Annotated in this window: 16 protein-coding genes; 9 read left to right on the top strand and 7 right to left on the bottom strand. The window is 39.3% G+C overall.

The genetic code is table 11. The features are described from left to right. Positions 1 to 105 precede the first annotated feature (105 nt). A complete protein-coding gene (locus PPBDW_RS05740; protein ID WP_036793990.1) occupies positions 106 to 567 on the top strand; it encodes a GNAT family N-acetyltransferase in 462 nt (153 codons plus the stop codon). A gap of 47 nt (positions 568 to 614) precedes the next feature. On the opposite strand, the gene torS is transcribed toward PPBDW_RS05740, so the two are convergent. Beyond that, positions 615 to 3,530: a TMAO reductase system sensor histidine kinase/response regulator TorS gene (torS, locus tag PPBDW_RS05735; RefSeq protein WP_036793988.1), complete on the bottom strand. Its 2,916-nt coding sequence runs from the start codon at positions 3,528 to 3,530 to the stop codon at positions 615 to 617. 148 nt (positions 3,531 to 3,678) lie between these two features. On the opposite strand from torS, the gene torT reads away from it, so the two are divergent. From torT to PPBDW_RS05720, 3 genes are all read left to right on the top strand, one after another. Next, the gene (gene torT, locus PPBDW_RS05730; protein WP_036793986.1) at positions 3,679 to 4,749 is read left to right on the top strand and encodes a TMAO reductase system periplasmic protein TorT; all 1,071 of its coding nucleotides are present in this window, start codon (positions 3,679 to 3,681) and stop codon (positions 4,747 to 4,749) included. A gap of 159 nt (positions 4,750 to 4,908) precedes the next feature. After that, positions 4,909 to 5,367, top strand: coding sequence for a methylglyoxal synthase (locus PPBDW_RS05725; protein WP_036793984.1), 459 nt, complete (start codon positions 4,909 to 4,911; stop codon positions 5,365 to 5,367). Between the two features lie 141 nt (positions 5,368 to 5,508). Continuing rightward, positions 5,509 to 6,489, top strand: a complete 981-nt coding sequence (locus PPBDW_RS05720) for a zinc-binding dehydrogenase (RefSeq protein WP_036793982.1) — start codon at positions 5,509 to 5,511, stop codon at positions 6,487 to 6,489. An 86-nt stretch (positions 6,490 to 6,575) separates the two neighbouring features. Here PPBDW_RS05720 and helD read toward each other — a convergent pair whose 3' ends face one another. Next, positions 6,576 to 8,657: a DNA helicase IV gene (helD, locus tag PPBDW_RS05715; protein WP_036793980.1), complete on the bottom strand. Its 2,082-nt coding sequence runs from the start codon at positions 8,655 to 8,657 to the stop codon at positions 6,576 to 6,578. Between the two features lie 312 nt (positions 8,658 to 8,969). On the opposite strand from helD, the gene yccS reads away from it, so the two are divergent. Then, positions 8,970 to 11,141: a YccS family putative transporter gene (gene yccS, locus PPBDW_RS05710; protein WP_036793979.1), complete on the top strand. Its 2,172-nt coding sequence runs from the start codon at positions 8,970 to 8,972 to the stop codon at positions 11,139 to 11,141. Positions 11,142 to 11,540: 399 nt separating this feature from the next. Here yccS and torC read toward each other — a convergent pair whose 3' ends face one another. Beyond that, positions 11,541 to 12,713: a pentaheme c-type cytochrome TorC gene (gene torC / locus PPBDW_RS05705; RefSeq protein WP_036793978.1), complete on the bottom strand. Its 1,173-nt coding sequence runs from the start codon at positions 12,711 to 12,713 to the stop codon at positions 11,541 to 11,543. Between the two features lie 578 nt (positions 12,714 to 13,291). On the opposite strand from torC, the gene PPBDW_RS05700 reads away from it, so the two are divergent. Next, positions 13,292 to 15,934 (top strand): molybdopterin-dependent oxidoreductase, encoded by a 2,643-nt coding sequence (locus PPBDW_RS05700; RefSeq protein WP_036793977.1) that lies wholly within the window; start codon positions 13,292 to 13,294, stop codon positions 15,932 to 15,934. A 77-nt stretch (positions 15,935 to 16,011) separates the two neighbouring features. Here the strand turns inward: PPBDW_RS05700 and PPBDW_RS05695 are convergent, their stop codons facing one another. Then, the gene (locus tag PPBDW_RS05695) at positions 16,012 to 18,258 is read right to left on the bottom strand and encodes a peptidase U32 family protein (RefSeq protein WP_036796303.1); all 2,247 of its coding nucleotides are present in this window, start codon (positions 18,256 to 18,258) and stop codon (positions 16,012 to 16,014) included. 240 nt (positions 18,259 to 18,498) lie between these two features. On the opposite strand from PPBDW_RS05695, the gene PPBDW_RS05690 reads away from it, so the two are divergent. The 3 genes from PPBDW_RS05690 (at position 18,499) to PPBDW_RS05680 (ending at position 21,104) form a co-directional block, all read left to right on the top strand. Continuing rightward, on the top strand, positions 18,499 to 18,690 hold the full coding sequence (locus PPBDW_RS05690; RefSeq protein ID WP_036793976.1) for a hypothetical protein: 192 nt from the start codon (positions 18,499 to 18,501) through the stop codon (positions 18,688 to 18,690). A gap of 293 nt (positions 18,691 to 18,983) precedes the next feature. After that, complete coding sequence (locus PPBDW_RS05685) at positions 18,984 to 19,634, top strand: LysE family translocator (RefSeq protein ID WP_036793975.1); 651 nt, start codon at positions 18,984 to 18,986, stop codon at positions 19,632 to 19,634. Positions 19,635 to 19,937: 303 nt separating this feature from the next. After that, the gene (locus PPBDW_RS05680; RefSeq protein ID WP_036793974.1) at positions 19,938 to 21,104 is read left to right on the top strand and encodes a Card1-like endonuclease domain-containing protein; all 1,167 of its coding nucleotides are present in this window, start codon (positions 19,938 to 19,940) and stop codon (positions 21,102 to 21,104) included. An 83-nt stretch (positions 21,105 to 21,187) separates the two neighbouring features. On the opposite strand, the gene PPBDW_RS05675 is transcribed toward PPBDW_RS05680, so the two are convergent. From PPBDW_RS05675 to PPBDW_RS05665, 3 genes are all read right to left on the bottom strand, one after another. Further along, entirely contained in the window at positions 21,188 to 21,418 is a 231-nt protein-coding gene (locus tag PPBDW_RS05675) for a hypothetical protein (protein ID WP_036793972.1), read from the bottom strand. Between the two features lie 245 nt (positions 21,419 to 21,663). After that, a complete protein-coding gene (udp, locus tag PPBDW_RS05670; RefSeq protein ID WP_036793970.1) occupies positions 21,664 to 22,431 on the bottom strand; it encodes a uridine phosphorylase in 768 nt (255 codons plus the stop codon). A gap of 388 nt (positions 22,432 to 22,819) precedes the next feature. Then, positions 22,820 to 25,423 carry a zinc/cadmium/mercury/lead-transporting ATPase gene (locus PPBDW_RS05665; protein WP_036793969.1) on the bottom strand — a complete coding sequence of 868 codons (2,604 nt, stop codon included), beginning with the start codon at positions 25,421 to 25,423 and terminating at the stop codon, positions 22,820 to 22,822. Positions 25,424 to 25,571 lie beyond the last annotated feature (148 nt).

Below are 25,571 nucleotides of genomic sequence, written 5' to 3'. Positions count from 1 at the left end.
TATTTTCCCCAACTACCCACGTTTCACTATCACATCCGCCATTAAAACTACTTGGTAAAATAGCCTCTACGCCGTAAAGTAATATTTTTATTCACGGCAATATCTATGAATATCATTATTGATGATTTACAGGGACAAGCAATCCAAGCATTACTACAAGCACACTTAGTCGATATGAATGCAACAGCACCCGCTGACAGCGTTCACGCATTAGATCTTACAGAGCTTCAACATCAGACTGTCACTTTTTGGTCTATTTGGGATCAACACCAACTAGCAGGTTGTGGTGCCATAAAACGTCTCGATGCAACCACCGCCGAAATAAAGTCGATGCGAACAACCAATGCATTTCGTGGGCAAGGTATTGCATCACAATTACTTCAGCACATCATCTCCCATGCCAAAGCACAAGGATATCAACAATTGAGCTTAGAAACAGGTTCAATGGCTTTTTTTATACCTTCACACGCGTTATATGCCAAACACGGTTTTATCGAATGTCCACCATTTGCTGACTACCAACCAGATCCTCACAGTATTTTTATGACCCTCAATCTACTCCCATAAAAAAAGAACGCCGAAGCGTTCTTTTTTATATTACTAAGAGTAAAGCGTTAATTATCAAGAAAGGTCGTTGCTAAAGCTGCTACAGAGGCATCAAACACTTGCTGCAATGGTGCTACATCAAGCCCAGCAATAGAACCTTCTTGGGCTGATTTTTCAAACACTAGGCATAACTGGTGCAATTGCATTAATCCCATCGTACCAGCAGCACCTTTAAGCGTATGCGCTTGCTTAGCAACTTCGGGGAAATCATTAGCTGCAATTGCTTGGTGTAACGTCACTAGTGTTTTACTTGCAGACTCACCAAATAAACTAATTAACTGCTTCACCTGCGCAGAACCAAGTACTTGTAAATCACTCCCCAATACAGATTCTTTTACTAAGGGTAATAACTCTTCACTCTCAGTAAGTTGCGGCTTTTCTTCACCAGCTCCTTTTTCAATAACCACTCGCTTATCTCCTTTTAAAATACTGTTCATAGTATCAATTAGTTGCTTCTCAACCAGAGGTTTAGGTAAGAAGCCAGCAAAGCCTGCATTTAAATAAATTTCAACTTCTTCCCTAAATACGTGAGCAGAAAAAGCTACCATAGGTGTCGGTTCTTGCCATGCTTGCTTATTGGTACTATCAATACGACGTAATTGATGCAGCAGTGTAATTCCATCAGTATCAGGTAAATTAATATCAAGTAACGCTAAATCAAACTGCTCTTTGCGATAACACGCTTCAGCTTGTGCACCATCTTCAGCAATAACTACCGTATGACCTAGTCGCTTGAGAAACCCTTCAGCAACCATACAGTTTACCGGGTTATCCTCAACCAAGAGAATATGCGCTGCCGGCACTATTATTTGATCAATATCCGTATTTAATGACGCTTGTCCTCGTTCTAAAGGTAAGGCAAACCAGAAGCAGCTACCAATACCGATAACCGAATCAACCCCTATCTCACCGTCCATCGCCGCAACAATATGTTTACTGATTGCTAAACCAAGTCCTGTACCTTCAATCGATTTACGTCCAGCTTCTGCTTGTTGAAATGCACTAAATAATATCGCGTGTTCAGTAGTATCAATGCCTATACCAGTATCTTGGACAGAAAACAGTATTTCATCAGGCATATCAGGGTGTGGTCGGACACTGATCGTTACTTTACCTTTATCTGTAAACTTAATCGCATTACCAACTAAGTTTACTAACACCTGCCGAATTCGGCTTTCATCGCCAACCCAAATAGCATCAACAGCAGGATCAATGTAATAGTCAAACCCAATACGCTTAGCCATTGCTCGTCCATAAAGCATATTAAATACATCGGCGACCATACGTTTTAACGCAAAATCGCTAGGTCTAATATCTAAATGTCCAGCTTCAATTTTAGAGTAATCCAAAATATCATTAAGAATATCGAGTAAGGTTTCACCACTGCGGTTAATCACATCTAAATAACGCTTTTGCTGCATACTTAACTCTGTATCAGCTAACAACGATGCTGTACCTAGTACACCATTCATAGGCGTTCTAATTTCATGACTCATGGTCGCCAAGAAAGCAGATTTAGCACGATTAGCTTTTTCAGCTTCATCACGGGCTTTATAATGGTTATATACTTCTTCGTTTAAACGACTATTAATGCGCTCTAACTCAGCTGTTCGTTTTGCGACTAAGCGCTCCAAACTTGCTTTGTGTTGTTGTAGTTCTTGCCGAATTTTAGCTTCCGTTTGTGCTAATCGATACCGTTCATTAGCCGTATCACGCGCGACTAAAATAGCACGCCCCATTTGGGCTAATTCATCATCACCATCAACATCTAATTGAATACATAAATCACCGCGAGTCAGTGACAATAATGCACGACTGTAGCGATTAATACGGCAAATAACCTGCATGTAAACAATGCGCCACATGATCAATACCAAGGCCAATAAACCAATTGCAGAAATCACAATTAGCGTATTACGCGCAACAGTCAATGTTTGATCAACTTGCTTAACTGCACGTTGAGTATTGTCATTAGCCGCAGCAATAATATCGTCAACAGTGTTATTTAATTGTTGAAATAATACTAAATTTTGTTGATCTAATCGCTGCACATCTTGCTTGGCATAAATCAATTGTTCACTAACACCAAACAATAAATTACCACGTTCGAGTTTTGCAGCTTGCTTCATCAATTGTTCAGAACGACTAGGATCTTCAACAGATTTAACTCGGTGACTGATAATATTAACCGCATTGTTAAACCGTGTTTTTAATGCCACCAACGATTTAATATCAATAATACGTTCAGAATCATCTAACATATTAATCACTTGCAATGATAAAAAACGCAATTCAAATAAACGTTCAGATAAGTCCATATCGACTTCAACTAAACTATCAAGGGCATTATAAACAGCAGGTTTATTATTTTCCGCCACGAGATCATAAATACGCGACACATTAGCCACTGCAATGGTATTTGCATTAGCCACTTGCGATTGTGATAAATTATCAATTTGGTGGGTCGCCTTAGTCATTGCTGCCGTTAATTCATCTAACTGACTTTGCAGATCTATTTGACGGCCAACTAACAATCCCAGTAAGGCTAAATTATCAACAATACGTTTTACATCACCTTCTAATTTCAGCATTAGCGGCTGATCAAACGAATACTGCTCTAACGCATACAAACTACGATTTAATGCTTCAATATGAATCGTTAATGCTCGCCCCTGCTGCATCCGTTCTGACTCAAGTTTCGATTTGGCCAAAACTTGAGCATTAAAAATAATTCGCGAACTCAAATCTGATAGCTTCCGCGCTTCAGCTAATGCTGGGACCGCAGAATTAATCACTGTACGCTCTGTTTTAGCAACTAACGAAAAGCCTGCCACACCAATCATAACCGCAATAATCATCAAACCAGCCATAGCAGAAAAGGCTAGTAACAGTTTGGCTCCGATACCTTTTCGGGTAAACGTCATAAATCGTCTCTATATCAATAATCTGGTTTAGAATAGTTAATAACCCGCATTAATATGCCTTGTTGGATACTGGCTATTTCACCAAACACAATAAAACGGTACTATTTTGCCAGCTATATGGCTTTAGACCTAAATAATGTTGGTAACAATGCGCATTTTATTTTTTATTTTGATGATTTTCTCTGCTCAATCTGCGTTTGCACTTGAGGTAATTTCCTATCAACCGCCTTTTCAAACGGACAAAAAACCGACAAAAATTCAATACTCTTTTCTAACCTCGGTGACTAAACCTTGGAAAGTATGTGCAGTGTACCCACATTTAAAAGATTCTTATTGGTTGTCGATCAATTATGGAATGGTTGAGCAAGCTAAAAAACTCGGTATCACGCTCAAAGTGCTTGAAGCTGGCGGTTATAGCAACCTTGATAAACAGCAAAGTCAATTAATTGCTTGTCGCCGTTGGGGAGCGGATGCCATTATTTTAGGTACTGTCGATGCGCAAGCTTATAACGGTAAACTATCAACATTAATTGGCAATATTCCTGTTTTTTTAATGACGAATAATATTGATTTTACAGATCCTGATATTCGTCAACATGTAAAAGCAAAAGTCGGGGTTAATTGGTATCAAATGGGGAAAGCTGCTGGCACTTACCTCGCTAAAAAACACCCGAAAGGTTCAGGTAAAGTGCGAATTGCATGGCTACCAGGGCCACAATTACGCGGTGGTACTAAACCTGTCACTAAAGGTTTTAAAGCTGCGATCGCCAATAGCGATGTTGAAATTGTGACGACATTATGGGATGACAACAGCAAAGAGCTACAACGAAATTTATTACAGCAATTATTTACCGACTATAAAAACATTGATTATATTGTTGGTGGTGCAGTTGCCGCTGAAGTGGCAATCAGTGAATTACGTACCAATCATATTACTGACATAAAAATTGTATCTACTTATTTAAGTCATGGGGTTTACCGTGGCTTACGTCGCGATAAAATATTATTTGCGCCAACAGATAAAATGGCAGAACAAGCTCGACTATCTGTCGATCAAACGGTGCGCTACCTTGAGAAAAAGCCAATGGTGCTAGATATATCACCATTAATTGTTGATTTAACCCCACAACATTTACCTTCGGCTGTCATTCGTAATTCATTATCGCCGGCAGAATTTAGACCGTCATTTTACGTTAATGATCACCAAATCAGTCGATAAGCATTAATTAATGTGGTGCCTATAAAGATGAATATCAATTATTTATGGGTTACCACAAAATTTTAGCCTAATCTGATTTACACTCTGTATAGTCTTTGCTACTTATAACCGTTATCGCCTAGCTTCATCAAGATTAACTTGATATTAAAAAGGAAGATCATGATTACCACAACACGCAAAATGGCAGCTAAAAAACACATCGCTCTCGTTGCTCATGATAATTGCAAAACAGCTTTACTTCGCTGGGTGAAAGAACACCAACATAAGTTAGCTAATCATGTACTTTATGCAACAGGTACGACTGGGCATTTACTAGCAAAAGAAACTGGATTACCAATCACCTGCTTAATCAGTGGTCCTATGGGTGGCGATCAACAACTAGGAGCATTAATTTCAGAAAGCAAAATTGATATTATGATTTTCTTCTGGGATCCACTTAATGCAGTACCACATGATCCTGATGTAAAAGCATTATTACGTATATCTGCTGTGTGGAATATTCCAGTAGCAACCAATCGTGCCAGTGCTAACTTTATTATTACTTCACCACTACTTGATAAAGAAATTGATATTGAAATTCCAGACTACGAAGCTTATCTCAAAGAGCGTCTAGATTAAGCACTCAAACGCTACAATTAATTCAATAAATAAGCCTTCATTAATATCGAAGGCTTTTTATTATCACTATTTACATAATAAATTTAAGGTAAAATAAATAATTCGTTATATGGTTATAAGTAGTGTATCAAGGAGTCGCTTATGCAAGCATGGATATTACAACAACCTGATGGGCTACAAGCCTTATCACTTATGACGACCGCTAAACCCGTTCCCGCCGCAGATGAAATTTGCGTAAAAGTCGCAGCTGTAGGACTAAACCCCATTGATTACAAACTGACCGAGTGGGGTTACGCAACATGGGATTATCCGCAAATAATCGGCCTCGATGTTGCCGGTAGCATTGATAGTGTCGGAACGAACGTACATCAGTTCAAAATTAATGAGAGAGTCATCTTTTTTGCCGATCCTCGCACTGCGAGTGGGTTTGCTGAATATGTCTGTGTTAAAGCCATTGCGGTTAGCCGTATTCCATTAACGTTATCATTTACCGATGCAGCTGCTTTACCCTGTGCAGGTTATAGTGCATGGGTAGCAGTACACGATAAATTACAAGTCGTTGCTGGGCAGCATATTGCAATTACAGGTGCAGGAGGTGGTGTGGGTGGGTTTGCAGCACAATTAGCAAAGCTTGCAGGTGCCCATGTCTATGCCATTGCAGAACGGCAACATCATCCTCGACTACTTAGCTATGGTATTGATGCCGTTATTTGCCCACAGCAAAATGTGGCACTTGAACTCATAAATCTAACTGAAGATAGGTTATTACATGGGGTTATTGATTGTATTTCCGCACAATCAGGCAGTATGATGAGCGCGTTAGTTCGTTATAATGGTCATATCGTCATGGTAGCCAATCAATTTGATCAAGTACCTCTACTTGCAACAACTAAAGCTCTCAGCATTCACGAAGTTGCCCTTCATGGAACCTATGCCCACGGTGGACCTGAACATATTACTCACCTCGCTGATATTGGTAACAATTTAAGTAATTTAGTGGCGGATGGGCGCTTATATAGTATGGTCGAGAAAATTGTGCCATTTGAAAAATTGGATCTTGCACTTACTAAATTAAAAAATCAGACCCATTCGGGAAAAATAGTCGTCCACATAAGTAAATAACATCATATTACTAATAATAAAAAACCCCGCTTTCATTTATCACTATAACTAATGATAATAGCGGGGCTTTCAGGTATTAATAATATTTATTTAGTCCGTTTTATTTTATTATTAACTGGATATTTATCTTCAATTAATTCATTAATAAACGGCGATGTTTTATCGGGGTCTGCACAAACCCAGACATGTTTTTTAGCTCGAGTTAATGCCACGTAGAATAACCGACGTTCTTCAGCATCATTATAAGTTTCAGTACGCGATTGCATTATTGCAGCTAAACCCGTTTCACGGTCTGGTGAAGGGAAAATACCCTTATTAACATCAACAATAAATACATAATCCGCCTCACGACCTTTGCTTGAATGACAAGTCATATATTCCAAGTTAAGTTGTGGCCACTGATTTTTCCAGGTTTCAAATTTCTCTGGTCTTTGCTTATTATTACGTCCAAGAATAAGTACTTTAGTCGTCTTATTTTCGTAATGTTTACTCAACCTAATTAATTCTTGTGGTAATAAGTCAGTTGCCAATAAAGTAACCGCCTTTTTACTCTGCTTAGTGAAACTCGTTAGTTGCTTCTTAATTTGACTTGGGTTTTGTTGAATAAATACGTTCGCTACTTCACCAATCATGCTATTAAAACGATAGGTAGTGGAAAGCTCAGTAGTACAACTATTACCAAAGCGACTTTCAAAGTCAGTGGTTAAATTAACATCTGCGCCGGCAAAATGATAAATAGCCTGCCAGTCGTCCCCAACAGCAAATAACGTTGGCGTAGTATGGCCTGCCACTTTTTGATGGCATAGTGCCTCAATTAACGCCAATCGCTGTGGTGATATATCTTGATATTCATCAACCATAATATAACGCCACGGAGAGATAAACTTACCGTCTTTAACATACTCCGTTGCTACTTCAATCATGCTATTAAAGTCAATTTGCTTTTTCACTTTTAAGTGCTGCAAATAAGCCTGATAACACGGCCATAACAATGTTAACTCACTTTTCATTCGCGGCCGCATTGCTGGGTTATTATTGTTTATAATCGCCTCAATCAACTCTTCTTTCTTCATCCCTGATTGGCCTAATAACTCAATGTGACGCCACACCCAAGCTTGTAATTGTTCATTTTCAGCTTGTTGTTCCATTGAGTTTTCTTTACTAAACCCGGGTACACGCCATTGTGTAAGGTGGCGCTGCCATTTATTAGCTGACGTTGAATTATTCCATTGTTCAATCAGCATGCGCGCCAACCATGCACTACGTGCACGGGTATCTAAAGTAATCGAAGCAACATTAGGCTTATCGTGTTCAACATCACGAATAATTTGTGAACCAAGGCTATGGAATGTCGCCACTTTAACCCGATCACTAACCTTTTCTTTTAGCCTATCAGTCATCTCTTCAGCCGCTTTACGCCCAAATGACAACATTAAAATATCTTCCGGCACTGCCGCTTGACTGGCAATAAGATAGCCCGCACGTGCGATCAATACACTGGTTTTTCCCGTACCCGCACCTGCAAGTACTAAGTTATAATCTTGATCAATTAGCGCTGCTGTACGTTGTGATTCATTTAATGGCGATTTCTCAAAGCTATCAAACCATGAACTCCATTTCTGTGATTGCTGAGTTAACCATTGCTGATTATGCTCTTCAACCCATGCCTGATGCTCACCTAGCCAAGGAGAAATTTTTTCGAAACTACGCGGTCTAAACGTTGCAGCAAGCTCAGGATTTAACTCTGAGTCTTTTAAGCCATCATTAAGAAACTGATGTAACTCATGATGCTCAGAACGACGTAAATAGCCTGATTTATTTGAAAACAATGCAATACGTTGCAACATTTCTGGCAACATTGCATCTAATTTATCAACTCGGTTTTGCGCCCAATCTTGATAACTACGAATTAAAAATGCAGCGAAAGATTTACATTCGTGCCAAGGCAAGCCATGAACGGTCCAACAGTATTGTTGGTTTGAAGACGTAAGCTCAAGCGCGCCCCATAATACACCACGATGGATTTCAATCGAACCATCCCAGTCATCAAAAGAGATAACGTCAGAAGTGGTCTGACTGTCTAATACCAAGCTATTACCGTCTAAAGCGATACTGTAATAATCACCTTGAACTAGCCATTGTGCTAGTCGACTGGCACTTAATTGCATTGTGATTCCACCAATTGTTCCATGCTTTAATTAGGCTGTAACACTCATTACTGGCTGGTAATCTTGTTACCAAACCTCAATTGAATCATTACTTGTCACCCGTTTATCGGGATAATGTCGCTTAGAGTATCAATAACTCTCGTGTAGCCATAGTATTGAAACGTCTATTTGGCTAAATATTATTCCACGAGGTAAAGTTAATTTTTTTGATCAGCAATAACAATATTTCTGTTATCTTTAGTGACGTTTTTATAACGTTAGATAATTCTATCGTTTTCTATACTCATTATTATCAGAAGATTGTTAATATCCATGCAAACTAAAGAGTTACATGTAAACTTCCGCAGCTACTGGGTCAATGATCGCATCAATTACTCAATTCGAGTATTCATTGCTTTAGTTGGTGCAGTGTTGCCATGTTGGTATCTTGGAGAAAACCACGCGGTCACGCCATTAGTGCTCGGTATTATTGCAGCAGCACTTGCTGAGTCTGATGATAATTTAACCGGTCGCATTAAAGGCCTTACTATTACACTCGTTTGTTTTTTGATTGCATCCCTTTCTATTGAAGTCTTATTTGACTACCCCATTTTATTTGCAATCGGTTTATTTTGTTCGACTTTTGGCTTTATTATGCTGGGAGCGATGGGGCCTCGTTATGCCAACATCGCTTTTGCCTCATTACTGCTTGCGGTTTACACCATGTTAGGTGCAAATAGTAGCTCTGAGCTTTGGTATCAGCCAATGCTACTTTTAGCTGGTGCGTGCTGGTATGGGATCTTATCGCTGCTATGGCATGTTTTATGGCCCAATCAACCCGTTCAACAAGGTCTAGCTAATGTATTCACTGAGTTTGGCTATTATCTCGATAATAAAAGCAAACTCTTTGAACCGGTAACTGATCTCACTTCACACCCAGTTCGCATTCAAGCCGCCAAGCAAAATGCCAAAGTGGTTAACGCCTTAAACGCGGTAAAAATGACCCTCCTGCATCGTGCGGGTCGTGGCCAAAGTGATAAATTTCTTAAAATTTATTTTATCGCACAAGATATTCATGAGCGTGCAAGTTCATCCCATTATCGTTACCGTGAACTCGCATCAGCCTTTCGGCGCAGTGATGTCTTGTTTCGCTTTCAACGCTTATTACATGTGCAAGCCATAGCCTGCCATGGCATCGCCGAAGCGCTCAAACAAGGTAAAGCTTATAACCATGGCTCTGACTCAATCAATGCCTTAGATGAACTGCAACAATCACTGAATTATCTAAAACAGCAAAATAACCCCCAATGGTGGCTTCTCCTTAATCAGCTTGATTATTTATTTAATAACCTTGCTACGGTAGAACGCCAATTACAAAATATTAACAATCCAGATGCTGAAAATGTTGAGCAGCATACGGATATTGAATTAGTTGACACCGAAGCGCACGGTATAAAAGAAATGTGGAAACGTATCTCTTCCCAGCTTAATACTGACTCGATGTTATTTCGCCATGCGATTCGATTAGGGATCACGCTGATTGTTGGCTATGGCTGTATTCAGGTATTTGATCTTCAACGTGGCTACTGGATCCTATTAACCACTCTATTTGTATGCCAACCTAACTACAGTGCAACCCGTCAGAAATTAGTACAACGGGTTATTGGTACTTTAGGCGGTTTACTTGCAGGTATACCGCTCTTGTACTTATTTCCAGGACAAGAAGGTCAATTAGTACTGATGGTCTTAATGGGAGTATTATTCTTCGCATTTCGAACCGTTAAATATGACTGGGCAACGGCTTTCATTACCCTGTTAGTGCTCTTTTGTTTTAATCAGCTAGGAGAAGGATTTGCGGTTATTTTACCGCGCCTTGGTGACACCTTGCTCGGCTGTTTATTAGCAGTACTTGCGGTAAGTTTTATTTTACCGGATTGGGAATCAAAGCGATTACATAAAGTAATGGCTGACGCGATTAGTGCCAATAAAGATTATTTAGCGCAGATTATTGCCCAATATCGCATCGGTAAAAGAGACAATATGAATTATCGTATCGCCCGTCGCGATGCCCATAACAAAGACGCGCAGCTAAGTACGGCTATCAATAATATGCTAGCGGAACCTGGAAAGTATCAAATAAATACTGATGATAGTTTTCGTTTTCTAACATTAAACCATGCCATGCTAAGTTATATATCAGCGTTAGGAGCACATCGCACTCAACTTCAAGATGATCAAACTCATCAATTAGTATCAGAGGCTCACCGCATTATTCATAATCATTTAGAATGTATTTCAGCGCAACTTAATGGTGCATTGGTCGAAACATCACCATCATTAAACCTCAACTTAGAACAACGATTAGGTCAATGGCGAGAAGAAGATTGCACCTCGATTAGAATGGTATTACAGCAACTTCATTTAATTCACTGTATGTTACCTGAGCTACATGGCTTAGGAGATAACCTTGCACCTAAAACGCACCCAACTGTAGCGGCTGTTTAATTACAGGATTTCACATAGTCATTAATGAGCAAGAAAACTAGATAGCTCAACTTGACGTTCAATTGTGGAATAAATGGGTCACAGATAAGTTTATTATTCACTTCCCGAGATGGCGTAATACAGGCTTCCATATTACGCCTTCATTTCGAGAGACTACATGCTACGCTCTCACTATTGTCACTCTCTAACAAACGCTTATACCACGACCATTGCTTACCAACACAGTCTTTTCCAGCGTTATTACAGCAAAGTTTCGAACCCAATTAAGAATCTATATGTGCTTATAAACTTAATCAACACTATGCTTTTTAATAACTAAAACTGACTCCCACAAAAAAGCCTGCGCTAAACGCAGGCTTTTTTAATCACTCAAATAATTGAGAGTTTATATATCAATGCTTATTGTGCAGTTTGTGGTGCTGCCACAGGTGCATCTTTTGCATTATCTTGAAGGTACTTCAACAAGGTACGCTCTTCATCTTTATTCAGCATGTAATATTGCTGCATTGCTTTTAGACCTTGAACCCAACCATTTGCAGTTAAGTGCTTCGGATCTGGAATTGCGTGACATTGACTACATGTAGCATCAAGAATTTCTTTACCGTAAGCCCAGATAGGTTTAATGCTTGCTAGCATATTACGTTGCGTAATCCATGCAGATACTTGTACTTGTTGCCATGTCTGACCATTGTCAGCTTTCACTGTATTTAAAATAGTCGCTGATTTTTGTAAATCGGCATTCAATGATACTGTTTGAATTTGCTTAGCCATATCTTGAACAAGCATACCTGTTGTTGAACCTTGTTGCTGCCAACCAGTCATTTGTACTTTAAGCATGTCGCCGCTAGTACCAAGTACTTGTACTTCTGATGCAGGGTATAACTGGCCTTGTTCATCGCCTGATGCTGAATCAGTGGTGTACAATTTCTTAGATGCTAATGTGTAAAGCGTCTTAGTTGCAGGTGCTTCACCAGCGTTAATTGTTAACTGTTTAAACGTCGCTTGGAAATCATTATTGATATGCGGCAACTGGTGCGCAATACCTTTATGACACTCAATACAGTTCATATTTTTTGCTGCTGCGCCAGTCATTGCTGCTGCTGCTGCTGGAGACTGTTTAGCGTGATCCATTGCAGTGTATGAGTGACAACTCTTACACGTTGCTGAGTTTGTTTCCGCCATCATGCGCCAAACATTTTGCGCCATGCGTAAACGGTTTGCTTCAAACTTCGCCGGCGTATCGATATCTTTACTGATAAATTCGCTGTAAATATCACCAACGCCACCCAATTTCGCTTTCATGAAAGCAATTGGATCGTTTTCTGGAATATGACAATCACGACATTCGGCACGTACGCCGTATGCATTTTTATAGTGGATACTGGTTTTATATTCGTTGTAGTTTTCTTTCATTGAGTGACATGAAGTACAAAACTCTGTAGTCGAACTAAACTTTATCGATTCGTGGAAGGTAAACACGCCTGCCAGTGTGATAATCACACAGACAACAGCAATCGCTAGAACAGAATAGCGACTACTTGGCTTTACTAAAAAACGCCATAGCTTCTTCATGGATGGTCCAAAATGAATTAAACGTCAAAACAACGTTAAAAAAAGTGTTGCGCACAAACTAACATTTGAATATGAACAGGGCAACGCGACAGATTCACATAAATAAATATATTAGACACAATTAGACATATTGACCTAATGCTATCGATATAAGCATACATTTATTTAGTACACTAAATATAGTTATTACGTAAACAGTGTTTTCCAATAAGAAACACAATCAACAATAATCAAAATTGAAAATTACAAATACATTATAAAACAAAAGCATACCCACACCAATACCGTTGACCATACTGTATAATATGCATGTAAATTTCAGTATCGATAATAGTTATCAGTTAGCATAATGATTATTGTGCTAATCATTATGCTATTTACATTGAACATTAAACATTAAACTTCTAAGTACTTTTTTGTGGTAACTTATTTTCCATTTAGCAACCTAATATATTTTATATTTACGTGTAGCCTATCAAGAAATAAGTCAAATAATAGATCACTATACCGACTAATATTTAGATGGTTATTATGCCGCTTAAATGCTTACTCATTCGGTTTGTCTTCGGAATATAAACATGACCCTATCACGTCGTAACTTTTTAAAAGGTTCAGTAGCAACGGCCATCGCTGCTAACGGACTCACCCTTTTCCCTGCTGGCAAAGTATTTGCTTCTGATACAATTACTATTCCATCAGCTACCCACTATGGTCCTTTTAAAGCAGTCGTTAAAAGCGGTACGTTAATCGGTGTTCAACCAATCAATGATGTTGACCCATTTCCAACAGAAATGTTAACTAAAGGCGTATTAAGCCGTACCTATAGCGATACTCGTATTAAATACCCAATGGTACGTAAATCACTATTAGAAGATCCATTAGGCAATCATAATCCTCACCTTCGCGGTAAAGAACCCTTTGTACGCGTCGATTGGGATACTGCGATTGCATTAACTGCTTTCTGTATTGCACGTACCGTTGAAAAACATGGTAATGAAGCACTATTCAGTTCTTCATATGGTGGTTGGTCACATTGTGGTGTTAACCGTCCTCAGACACTACAAGGTCGCTTCTTTAACCTTATTGGTGGTCAAAGTATCTGTGCAGGCGACTACTCTGCAGGTGCTTCAGAAGTTATCCTTCCACACGTTATTGGTGACATGGAAGTATATTCTCCACAAACCGCATGGGAAATTGTTGAAAAGAACACTGAAGCAGTGTTGTTTATTGGCTGTGATCCTTGGAAAACTAACCGTGTAGAATTCCGTGTAGCTGACCACTCAATGCAAAAGCACTGGGAAGCGTTTAAGGCGAAAGGGATTAAATTTATCTCTATTAACCCACAACAAACCCAAACAGATAAAGCTGTTGGCAGTGAAATGATTAATATCCGCCCTAACACGGATACTGCACTCTTTACTGCGATGTCTTACCACTTATGTAAGACTGGCCAAAACGATAAAGCTTACTTAGCAAAATATACCGTTGGCTTTGATAAATACCTTGCTTATTTAGACGGTACTGAAGACGGTGTTGAAAAAACACCTGAGTGGGCTGAAGAAATTACAGGTCTACCAGCGGCGAAAATCAAAGAATTAGCTGAATTGTGTGTGACAAAACGTACTCAAATTGCAGCGGGTTGGGCGCTACAGCGTGCAGATCACGGTGAAATGATCCACTGGTCTATTATCAACTTTGCGGCAATTGCTGGTAAAATTGGTAAGCCAGGCGAAGGTGCTGGCTTTAGCTGGCACTATGGTAACGGTGGTATGCCAGCATCTGGTAAACGTATGCCTATTGGTTTATCCCAAGGTCGTAACCCAATCACTAAGACGTGTCCTGTAGTCATGGTTTCAGACATGCTGAAAAACCCAGGCAAAGCATACACACGTGACGGTTCAAACCTAACCTTGCCAAAAGCAAAGCTTATCTACAACGCAGGTAATAACTTACTGTCTCACCAACAAGATACCAATGAGTTAATCAAAGCGATTAACGATAATATTGATACCATCATTTGTCATGAACCTTGGTGGTGTGCGACTGCAAAATACTCAGATATCGTACTACCAACTACAACAACTCTTGAGCGTGATGATATTTCATCTGGCGGTACTTACAGCAATAACAAAATCTACGCAATGCGTCAGGTTATTGAGCCTGTAGGTGAGAGCTTAGATGATTACGAAATCTTCTCACGCCTTGCTTTCATGTTTAACGTACATAAAGAATTTACCGAAGGTAAAACAATGTACCAACATGTTAAAACCTCTTACGAAGCATCTGATGCGACAGAAGATTTTAAAACATTCTGGCAAAATGGTATCACTCACGTTTCAACGCCTGACGTTGCTAACAGCTTTGTTCGTCACGGTGATTTTTATGCAGATCCTGATAAAAATCCATTGCATACACCAAGTGGTAAAATTGAGCTTTACAGTGAAACACTGGCTGGATTTAAAGCAAAAGATTGTCCACCGATGCCACAATGGATTCCACCATTTGAATGGCTAGGTAATGCTAAGAAAGGTCAAGTTCACGTACTAAGCCCACACCCATGGATGCGTCTACACTCACAAATGGCAAATGCTGATGTCAACAGCTATGAATCTGTTGACGGTCGTCAAATCGTTCTTATTAACAAAGACGATGCTAAAGAGCGTGGCGTAAAAGATGGCGATGTAGTCGAAGTATATAACGAGCGTGGTACTCTGCTTGCTGGTGCGCGTATCACTGATGAAGCAATGCCTGGTGTTATCTACATTCACGAAGGTGCATGGCTACAACTTGATAGCAAAGGCCGCTGTAACTCTGGCTCAATCAACATGCTAACAAGTAGTCAACCAACCAGTGGTTTAGCACAGGCAACCAGTGCAAATACTTGTTTGGCTTACTTTAAGAAATGTACTGACGCGGAAACTCCAAACCAAGCTTACATGCCACCTAAGATTGTAAAATCAGACTTTAAAGTTGATATCTGGTCACTACAACTTGGTAAGCGCTTGAAAGCTGTTGCCGCAGAACAAGGTCCAGCTCAAACGCCAGGTGAGAAATTATTCTATGGTAGCTGTACTCTTTGTCACGCAGCACCACATCCAAGTGATTTCACTTACAAGCAGTGGAAAGGTATTACTAACAGTATGTTCCCACGTGCAGGTCTAAATGAAAAAGATCGTCAACTTGTACTTGATTTCCTACAAAAGAATGCGAAAAAAGGCTAATAACTCATAGTTGTAGCCCACAAAAAAGCCCCGTAGGAAATATATCCTACGGGGCTTTTTATTGTCACAAGAATTGATTACAAGCCTTTGGTGTACTGATTACAGGTATGACCAATAATGGCAGCTTCAATTTCACTACGCGTAAGTTCATTATTACCCACAAGATACTGATTAAATAACGTCGTCAATTCCGCTTTAGTTACTGTCACTTGGGTATCAGTTTTAATATCGCGTAAATCCACCATAAAGCCAGTAAACTTATCTTTAACCTCAGCCACAATATCCAAGTTTAAAAAGTTCTCAGGGTTATATAACGCATTGTGATCACCACGCTGTTTATCAACCACAAACGACGCTTCAGTAAGATTAATGATCGATGCAGACTTATCACATTTGCGTAAGCATTTATCGTCAAAACGCTTCTTTTTACAGCCAACGGTTTGATGGAATAAACATTGACGGCTCATTAACAGCATCATTGGATGATAAATACTGTAATAGACCTCAAATCCAGTCGGTACTGTTATTGGTTTGATCTGAGAACGTTTGATCTCATTAGAAATAAACGCCCCGACACAACCAAATTCCTGCTGTAAACATTCAAGGCTCAAACCATTACTGATATTCATTTGTGGGCCAGCTACCCACTCTAAACCTAATTGATGTGCAGCATAACCGACACCACTATTGTTAGTCACAATACGTGATGGCTTTACTTGCTCTAGAAACGTCACTGCTGCTTGGTAATTGTCACCAATCAAAATTGCTGGGAACCAAGGGACCAAATGCGGATTTTGTTGGAACAAAGAAACTAACTTTAGCCCTTCCATCGCCATAGCTTCTGGCAACTGATAATACACCGCAGTATTTGGTTGGCTCACCGCGTCAATATCAGCAGGATTAGCAATCAACACTGATAGCGACGGTGTTAGTGCTGGTTGTGGCGCTCGCACAGCTTTTGGTAATTCAAACGGCTCCACTAGTGGTTGATCGCCATTTAATACACACGTAATCTGATCGCGCATCATCGTTAGTTCTTTAAACGGCACCACTACATTATCTGCTAACTGGGTTAAATTCATCGGTGTTAGCAAGTATTCGCCGTTATTTAAGCTACGGAAGCGTTTTTCAAAGCAATCACTATCAAGCACAGTATTCTCAGACTGTCGTAATAACGATATTGATGCTACTTCAAACTGCTGCAATGGCGTTGTTACGCGAATAACCAGCGGTTGTCCTACCTGACCTATAATCGTCAACTCTAAGGCTAATAAGCTAATGTCTAAATCGGCAATTCGCTCTTCAACAGTTTGGATGATAGTCGTTTTATCGTCATATAATTTTTGCTTAACCGCCTGAATTGCAGTCTCTGATTTAGCATCAGCAATCTGTGCAAAGTGATCGACAGAGTTATCTCGAGGATTATCAATAAACATCGCTTTATTGATATCACCCATTAAATATGAGTTTGAAAAGTCACGGTTAAATACCGTATATAACTCACGTGTATCTGCCAATAATGGTTTTTGATTACAATAGTTGTCTAACTGGCGGCTCCAATTATCAACCACAGTATACACATAGTGAGATTTTTTAATCCGCCCTTCGACCTTTAATGAATATACACCAGCATCTGCAAGTGCTTCTAAATTTGAAAATGCCGAGTTGTCTTTCATATTAAGCGGGTAATCTTTTCCCACCGCAGTTGTCTGATATTGATCACGACAAGGCTGACTACAACGACCACGGTTACCTGAATTACCATTTTTAGCCGAACTGATATAGCACAAGCCTGAGAAGCCAATACAATATGAACCATGCACAAACACTTCCATCAGTACGTTATGCTGATGACCAAACTGCGCTAAATGTTTTATTTCTTTAATATTAAGTTCACGCGATAAATTTACACGGCTCGCATTAAGCTGCCCCATAAATAAAATTTGGCCTTCATTATGGCTATTAACTTGAGTAGACGCATGAACATCAAGCGTTGGAAAATGCTGCTTGATTAAGTGAAATAGCCCTAAGTCCTGTAAAATAACACCATCAATTTTAGTATTAACCAGTTTATTCAATAACCGAATAACTGCCGGAATCTCACTTTCTAAAATCATAATATTTAGCGTAAGAAAGATCTTACAATCACGTTGATGCGCTACGCGAACAATACCGTTCAAATCTTCAAAAGTAATATTGGTTGCACGATTACGGGCATTAAAATTATCTAGGCCACAATAAATAGCATTCGCGCCAGCTACAATTGCCGCTTTAATCGACTCTATATCGCCACCTGGAGCTAACAACTCAAAGTTACTTCTCATCGCGTTATTACCCATTTATAACCGTGCCTTTAAAAACGTATCAATCTAATGGACGGTTATTCTACCCATGCGCACGATGAAGTCCAATTTTGAGAACTGAATCACACCTTATAATGCGCTTTAACCATTTTTATCTGTAAACAATTTTTGTAAATATTCCTTCTTTAAATAAATATCGATACTATGCATATATTGAAATATTTTACTAATCCATCGTAACCGTTAAGGATAAAAACAAAAATGACAACTCAACAACCACAGCTAACAGAAACACAAAAATCAGCCATCGAAGAAATGGTCATTAATCGCGTTAATGCCATGAACAATGATGCTGTTTTATGTGAAGCAATTGATAATAAAGTCCACAATATGGAAGAGCATTTAAAAGCTTACTTTCATGAGCGATTTCATTTTCACAGCAATAAAGCATAATAAAAAACAGTCAAGATAGATCAAAAAACAGCCATTAATTGATCACTCTATTGGGTTGCACCTTCGCTCATCAGTGATCAGTTTTCTAAACATTCATACCTCATTGTCCTCTTTTTACCTCCACAGCCCCTGCTTCAACCCGAGACTCTTACGACTAAACAACTAAAAACAGACAATTAATACACATAAACACCACAATGAAGCAAAAAACACCAGCTATTACTTATAAGCCATAGAATCAAACTTTTTATTGTGTAAAATATAGACTTCTACACTCCAATATTGTTTTTACCATGATTGATTTAAATATATTACCTCTCTACTTAACTGCTGTGATCGCCTTACTGCTTATCCCTGGGCCAGACATGCTGCTAATTGCAAGTTCAAGCTTAACTTATGGCCGTAAAGTCGGTATTTATGCGAGTCTAGGTAATGCTACATCCGGTATTTTATTAACTATTTTAGCTGCACTTGGGGTATCTGCTCTTATCGCAATGAACCCAATCGCATTACATGTTTTACGTTTAGTCGGTGGTGCTTACTTATTGAAAATGGGGTGGGACTGTATGCGCAGCCACCCTAGTGATGCACCTCAAGAACTAGAACAATCTAATAAAATGGCATCAACATTATATCGCCGCGCAGTATTTACTAACCTGCTCAACCCTAAAGCATTAATTTTCTTTGTACTGTTCTTACCACAATTTGTTTCAACTCATGTTGCGACTTCATCCGGTGAACAAATGCTTGTGCTTGGGTTACTGCTTAATGTTTTAGGGCTATTATTTAATCTATTTCTAGTGACGACCATTGGCGTTTTTGGTCAATCATTACTAAAAAGTGAAAAATTCCGTAATAACCAACATAAATTTATGGGATTAATCTTCTTCGTACTCGCTATTTGGCTGTTAGCTTCACAGCTACCAGCACCACCGAGCATGTAAGCCATTATTGATAACTATGTTTTCACCAAAAAAAATGCCATTAATTGCAATGGCATTTTAAAAAATCTCATTAATTATATAAAAAAAATGACTAAAAATAGTGTATTAAAGAAAATAAATGAATAGGTAACAATCCTAATTTATATGAGAATAATTAGTCTATAAATTTTGACTTGAATTTCACACTAAAAAACCTCATATACATACCTTATAGATGTGCTGCGCACGCTTACCTTTTCATTTCTTTTATTTAATGCGCATCACAACATTACGCCCCGTATGTAGGGCGCATTAAGGATTATTATGATTACTCACGTTGGCATTATTGATCAGGATCCAGTCCGCCTGATCACTCCATTATTAGACGAAGCAGTACCTGCCGATAAAATGGTATTTATTGGTACTGAAAAACAACAAAAACAATACGACCGACTTGCTTCTATTTTGATTCCACGTAACATTATTGTTGAATTTTTCGTTATTCCCGACATTATTAATGTCACTCAAATTCGACAACGTCTTAACCAGCTTGCTGACCAGTTAAAGCAAGACAGTCGTGATGTGTGGTTTAATGCAAGTTGTGGTTTGCGTCACCGTCTATTATCAGCTTATGAAGTCTTCCGCTCTTTCCATTGGCCTATCTATGTCATTGAACCTTTCAGTGATGAAATGTGTTGGTTATTCCCCAATGACCGCGAGCAACAACAAGTTCAAGATCGTATCCAAATTACTGACTACCTAACAATCTTTGGCGCCCGCTGTGAGTTATCTGATAATCCAATGCCAGAATCGCTTAACGACCAGCTATGGGAATTAGGCCAACGTTGGGCAAGCTCTGCATTAGAATTAGGCCCAGGTTTAGCCACCCTTAATTACCTCGCAACAACATGCCGTAAAGAGCAAATATTACATGTTGAGCTCAGTGAGAAACAACAAGGTTATAAAGAACTTGGTACGTTACTAACCGATCTAGAAGAAACAGGCCTTGCGACATACCACGATGGTATTTTGACATTCAAACATGAAGAAGCACGTCGATTTGCGAATGGTGAGTGGTTAGAAAGTTTAGTTCACAGTACAGTTCGTGCAATTCAAAACGAATTACCAACCATTCAGGATCACTCATTAGGCGTACAGGTTTACCGTAAAATTGGTGAGCGTGAGGTACGTAATGAGCTAGATGTAGCAACAATTGTAAATAATAAGCTCCATATCATCGAATGTAAGACCAAAGGTATGCGTGATGATGGCGATGATACCTTATATAAACTTGAATCATTACGTGACCTACTAGGTGGGCTACAAGCACGTGCAATGCTAGTCAGTTTCCGTCCTTTACGTCATCACGATTTAGTACGCGCACAAGATTTAGGCTTAGCGATTATTGGTCCAGATCAACTCGGTGATTTATATACTCACCTTTATGATTGGCTTAAAGGTGCCGGTGGTGAAGCACATAACCCAGCATAAGTATTAGCATTAAAAAAAGGCCTTCTATGAAGACCTTTTTTTTACTTAAATATTGATTATCGCTTAATGCTGTTTGACACCACTTATCCAAGCCGATTAAAAACAATCCCTGCAGCTTGTGGCTTCTGTGTATGATGCTGACCATCATCTAATACTAAAGTAACAGTAGTTGAATTTTCATTCACTGTGGCAATAATATCTCTTACAACAAACACATCATCTAAATAGGCAATTTTCATCTGTAATACAGGGTGAATAGGCAATGCCACGGTATCTTGACGTCCATTCGGAAATGTAATTTTATAATCAATCATATTTATAATTTCACTCAGCAAAACGAATCACTATTCTACATTAAATAGAAATGAATGGTTAAATTCCTAACTCATTAATATATTAGTAGTCAATTACTACTATAACAATATTTCTATTTCGATATTAACCATACCACCAGCGCTATTGATAAAACTGAACCACAAAAAAAGCCGATGCTCTTTATCATAAGCATCGGCTTTGTAAGCTATTGGTACTGTTAATTAAATACAGTACCAATACTGCCTTATTTAGTTAGCATCTGACGTGCAGCTTCAACCACAATCTTAATTGAACGAGCTTCTGTTTCTTTCAAGGTTGCATGATCAGGAATTTCTTTTTGTGTACGGTTAATAATAACACCAGCTACACAACCAGCACGTAAACCAGAACTTGCACACATAGTTAATAGTGTTGCTGACTCCATTTCGAAGTTTAGAACACCCATATCTTGCCACTCTTTCATTGAGCCTTGGAAGCGACGAACAACGCGACCAGAGAATGTGTCATAACGCTCTTGTCCAGGGTAGAAAGTATCACTTGAAGCAGTAACGCCAGTATGTACTGTTGCACCAGCATCATCACACGCTTGCTTCATTGCTGTTGCTACTGTGAAATCAGCAACTGCTGGGAATTCCATTGGAGCAAAGTGAAGACTTGCACCATCAAGACGAACAGAAGCGGTTGTTACAATCATATCGCCAGGATTGATATTCGGTTGGATAGCGCCTGTTGTACCTACACGAAGGAAAGTGTTAACACCAAGTTGTGCTAACTCTTCTACTGCGATAGATGTTGAAGGACCACCAATACCAGTAGAACAAATAACTACAGGCTTACCATCTAGTTGCGCACGGTATACTGTGTATTCACGCGCACTTGCTAGAAATTCAGGGTTTTCCATTAGGTTGGCAATTTTTTCTACACGAGCAGGATCACCAGGGATAATCGCTAATTCAGCGCCGTTAAGATCAGCTTTATTAACACCAAGGTGGAACACTTTATTGTCAGACATAATGATACCCTTTAAATTTAATCGCTCTGATTGTAGGAACAGAGATGGATAATTATCGTTAATTTTTGTGGTTTGACAGCAAACCTAATGCGCAACGTAACAATAACGTCGGTCAAAATATGCTGTAACGATAGCGGAAGCTGAAACTGTTTTTAGTGAGTTGAATCACATTAAATGAAAGCAATGAAATTTTTCGTTACAAATTAACAAGACGCAGATCACAACAAAACGTTTCCCTATCGACCGCATCACAAAAAAACAGCAACGTTACCCTAACGTTTAGCATACTGATTACCGTTTCAATATTGTTATAAATAAAAAAGCAGAATGGTGTTTAACCCATCCTGCTCATTATTGTTACGTTAATAATATGAGTTTATTAACTCAGTTATTTTTTTGGTTTAAAGCGTAATAACCGCAAAGCATTCAACGTTACTAAAGCTGTTGCCCCACTGTCAGCTAATACTGCGACCCATAACCCGGTCACACCAAGTATAGTTGTCACTAAGAAGATACCTTTTAAACCCAGTGCTAGACCAATATTCTGGCGGATATTATTTAAGGTTGCTCGTGATAATTCGATCATTACTGGCAATTCAGAAAGACGATTATGCGTAATTGCAGCATCTGCAGTTTCGAGTGCTACATCAGTACCGCCCCCCATCGCAATACCAATAGTCGCTGTTTTCATGGCTGGTGCATCGTTAATACCATCACCGACCATAGCAACGCTATGTACATCATTCAACTTTCGAATTTCAGTCACTTTATCTGCTGGTAATAAGCTAGCGCGGAAATCAATATCGATTTCTTTAGCAATCGCGGCGGCTGCGCGCGCATTATCACCAGTAAGCATCACTGATTTAATACCTAATTTATTAAGCTTTTCAATTGCAACTAATGCGTCTTCACGTAAATTATCACGCCATGCAACTAAACCCACTGGCTGTGCATTACGAACTGCAACCACCAAGGTTTTACCTTCATTTTCTAAATCTGTTGCTTGTTGCTGTTGCTCAGCAGTGAGTACAATATCTTGTGGCAAACGATCTGCGGCACATAATAAGAACTTATCACCTTCAGTTATGCCTTGAATACCCCGCCCAACTAAGGTTTCACGTTCGGTTGCTTCAACAATGGTAAGCTGCTTTTCTTGAGCACGATTAACAACTGCTTTTGCCAGTGGGTGTAACGAACCTGCTTCAATCGCAGCAGCTTGACGTAATAATTTATCGCCATCGTTATCCCAACAAACCATATCGGTAACAACAGGTTTACCTTCAGTTAGCGTACCTGTTTTATCAAACGCAACAACTTCAATATGACCCAGTTGTTCTAACGCTGCACCACCTTTAATCAATGCACCACGACGTGCAGCAGCTGCTAAGCCTGATGTAATCGCTGCGGGCGTTGAAATAACCAACGCACATGGACAAGCAATCAAGAGTAAAGCGAGGCCTTTATAAATCCATTCATCCCAAGATTGACCAAACACCAATGGTGGAATAACAACCACTAACGCCGCTAATAAAATCATGCTTGGTGTGTACCAACGGCTGAATTTATCCAGAAAACGCTCTAATGGTGCTTTGCGTGATTCTGCATCTTCAATCATATGTAAAATACGATCTATCGCATTATCACCTTGAGCTGAAATAATGGTTAAGCGCACCACTTTATCTGATGCCATACTACCCGCCATGACTTTTTCACCGGGAGTACGCTCAACAGGTACCGATTCACCTGTTAATGCACTTTCATCAAAACTAGCGATAACATCAAGTACTTGACCATCAGCAGGTAAACGCTCGCCTGGCACAACTTCAATCACATCGCCAGGTTTTAATTCAGAGGCTGATATTTTGGTTTTGGTACCATCAGCCAAAATAACCGTTGCTTCTTCTGGCACTAAATCCATTAATGCCTTTACGCCACTACGAGCACGTGAAGCAGCATACCCTTCGAGCTGTTCACCAATAAGGAACAGTAGAATAACCATCGCAGCTTCAGCTGTTTCACCAAGGTATAAAGCACCAATAGCAGCAACAGACATTAATGTTTCAATCGAAAACGGCGTTCCTGACTTAGCTAAAATAACCGCTTTTTTCAAAATAGGGAATAAACCGACAATCGTCGTCAGCGTAAAGGCTAACAAGCCTGCTTCTGCAGAAACCGTTTTATTTAATACAAAAGAGATCACCATCATCAAAGCAATAACAATTACTGATAGATGTTGAATAAAGAAAGATTGAGTCGGTATATCGGCGGCTTTCGTTGTAGTAGAAACTAACGTGAAACCGGTTTTTTTGGATTTATTTTCTATCTCAGACTTTATTTTTTCAGGATCAAGCTGTTGATTATCATTGATATTAACAATCAATTTTTCAGTCGCAAACATCACTTTTGCAGTATCTACGGCAGATAATGACATTATTGCTTTTTCAAGTTTAGCCGCACAGCTAGGACAGTCCATGCCTAACACTTTCCAGCTAAATGTTTTGCCATGAGCATTGTTTGTTAGAGAGGCTTCTAACGCTAATTCTTGTTCTTTGCTCATTGTTGGTGCAGAGCAACATTGTCCACTGTGCTCATGGTTACTGTGATCATGACCACTATGACCGTGATCATGCACATCATTCAAATCTGAATTGTGATCATTACCACCGCAATGGGTATCACCATGCTGATGGTTATTGTCTAATGCAGCTTTATCACTGGCTGAAACATGTGCACCAGTAATGGTAAAGGTACTTTTTTTTGTTACTGAATGGATAGCATTTTTTGCCGTGGCTGAACAACAACCACCGGCTGCGGGGCCTTCAGTATCATTATCATTCCCCCCTTCAGAATCTTTATTACTAGAACAACAATCAGCAGTTACACTTGAGCAACAATCAGTCGCTGCTGCAACCACGGTAACGGTCGCTTTATTAGCAACCGTTGATTTTGAAGTATGGATATGATCTTTTTTATTATTACATTGAGCACACATCATCGTTCTCCTTGGGTGCTATTTGGTTTTGCTAATGATAACTATAAACCTTTGAGTTAAGACCAAGGTCAAGAAAAATAGCAATAGATCCTTACTTACAACTGATAATAATTATCAAATATAAGTACACATCCCCTTACACCCTTAG

This window comes from Photobacterium kishitanii, from assembly GCF_000613045.3.
In the GTDB taxonomy this organism is placed as follows: domain Bacteria; phylum Pseudomonadota; class Gammaproteobacteria; order Enterobacterales; family Vibrionaceae; genus Photobacterium; species Photobacterium kishitanii.
Note: the sequence above shows the minus strand (reverse complement) of the source record. Positions and strands in the feature narration are given on the sequence as shown.

Coding starts and splice junctions, on each gene's coding strand:
- PPBDW_RS05740 (WP_036793990.1), top strand. CDS start 106: ATGAATATCATTATTGATGATTTACAGGGACAAGCAATCCAAGCATTA.
- torS (WP_036793988.1), bottom strand. CDS start 3,530: ATGACGTTTACCCGAAAAGGTATCGGAGCCAAACTGTTACTAGCCTTT.
- torT (WP_036793986.1), top strand. CDS start 3,679: ATGCGCATTTTATTTTTTATTTTGATGATTTTCTCTGCTCAATCTGCG.
- PPBDW_RS05725 (WP_036793984.1), top strand. CDS start 4,909: ATGATTACCACAACACGCAAAATGGCAGCTAAAAAACACATCGCTCTC.
- PPBDW_RS05720 (WP_036793982.1), top strand. CDS start 5,509: ATGCAAGCATGGATATTACAACAACCTGATGGGCTACAAGCCTTATCA.
- helD (WP_036793980.1), bottom strand. CDS start 8,657: ATGCAATTAAGTGCCAGTCGACTAGCACAATGGCTAGTTCAAGGTGAT.
- yccS (WP_036793979.1), top strand. CDS start 8,970: ATGCAAACTAAAGAGTTACATGTAAACTTCCGCAGCTACTGGGTCAAT.
- torC (WP_036793978.1), bottom strand. CDS start 12,713: ATGAAGAAGCTATGGCGTTTTTTAGTAAAGCCAAGTAGTCGCTATTCT.
- PPBDW_RS05700 (WP_036793977.1), top strand. CDS start 13,292: ATGACCCTATCACGTCGTAACTTTTTAAAAGGTTCAGTAGCAACGGCC.
- PPBDW_RS05695 (WP_036796303.1), bottom strand. CDS start 18,258: ATGAGAAGTAACTTTGAGTTGTTAGCTCCAGGTGGCGATATAGAGTCG.
- PPBDW_RS05690 (WP_036793976.1), top strand. CDS start 18,499: ATGACAACTCAACAACCACAGCTAACAGAAACACAAAAATCAGCCATC.
- PPBDW_RS05685 (WP_036793975.1), top strand. CDS start 18,984: ATGATTGATTTAAATATATTACCTCTCTACTTAACTGCTGTGATCGCC.
- PPBDW_RS05680 (WP_036793974.1), top strand. CDS start 19,938: ATGATTACTCACGTTGGCATTATTGATCAGGATCCAGTCCGCCTGATC.
- PPBDW_RS05675 (WP_036793972.1), bottom strand. CDS start 21,418: ATGATTGATTATAAAATTACATTTCCGAATGGACGTCAAGATACCGTG.
- udp (WP_036793970.1), bottom strand. CDS start 22,431: ATGTCTGACAATAAAGTGTTCCACCTTGGTGTTAATAAAGCTGATCTT.
- PPBDW_RS05665 (WP_036793969.1), bottom strand. CDS start 25,423: ATGTGTGCTCAATGTAATAATAAAAAAGATCATATCCATACTTCAAAA.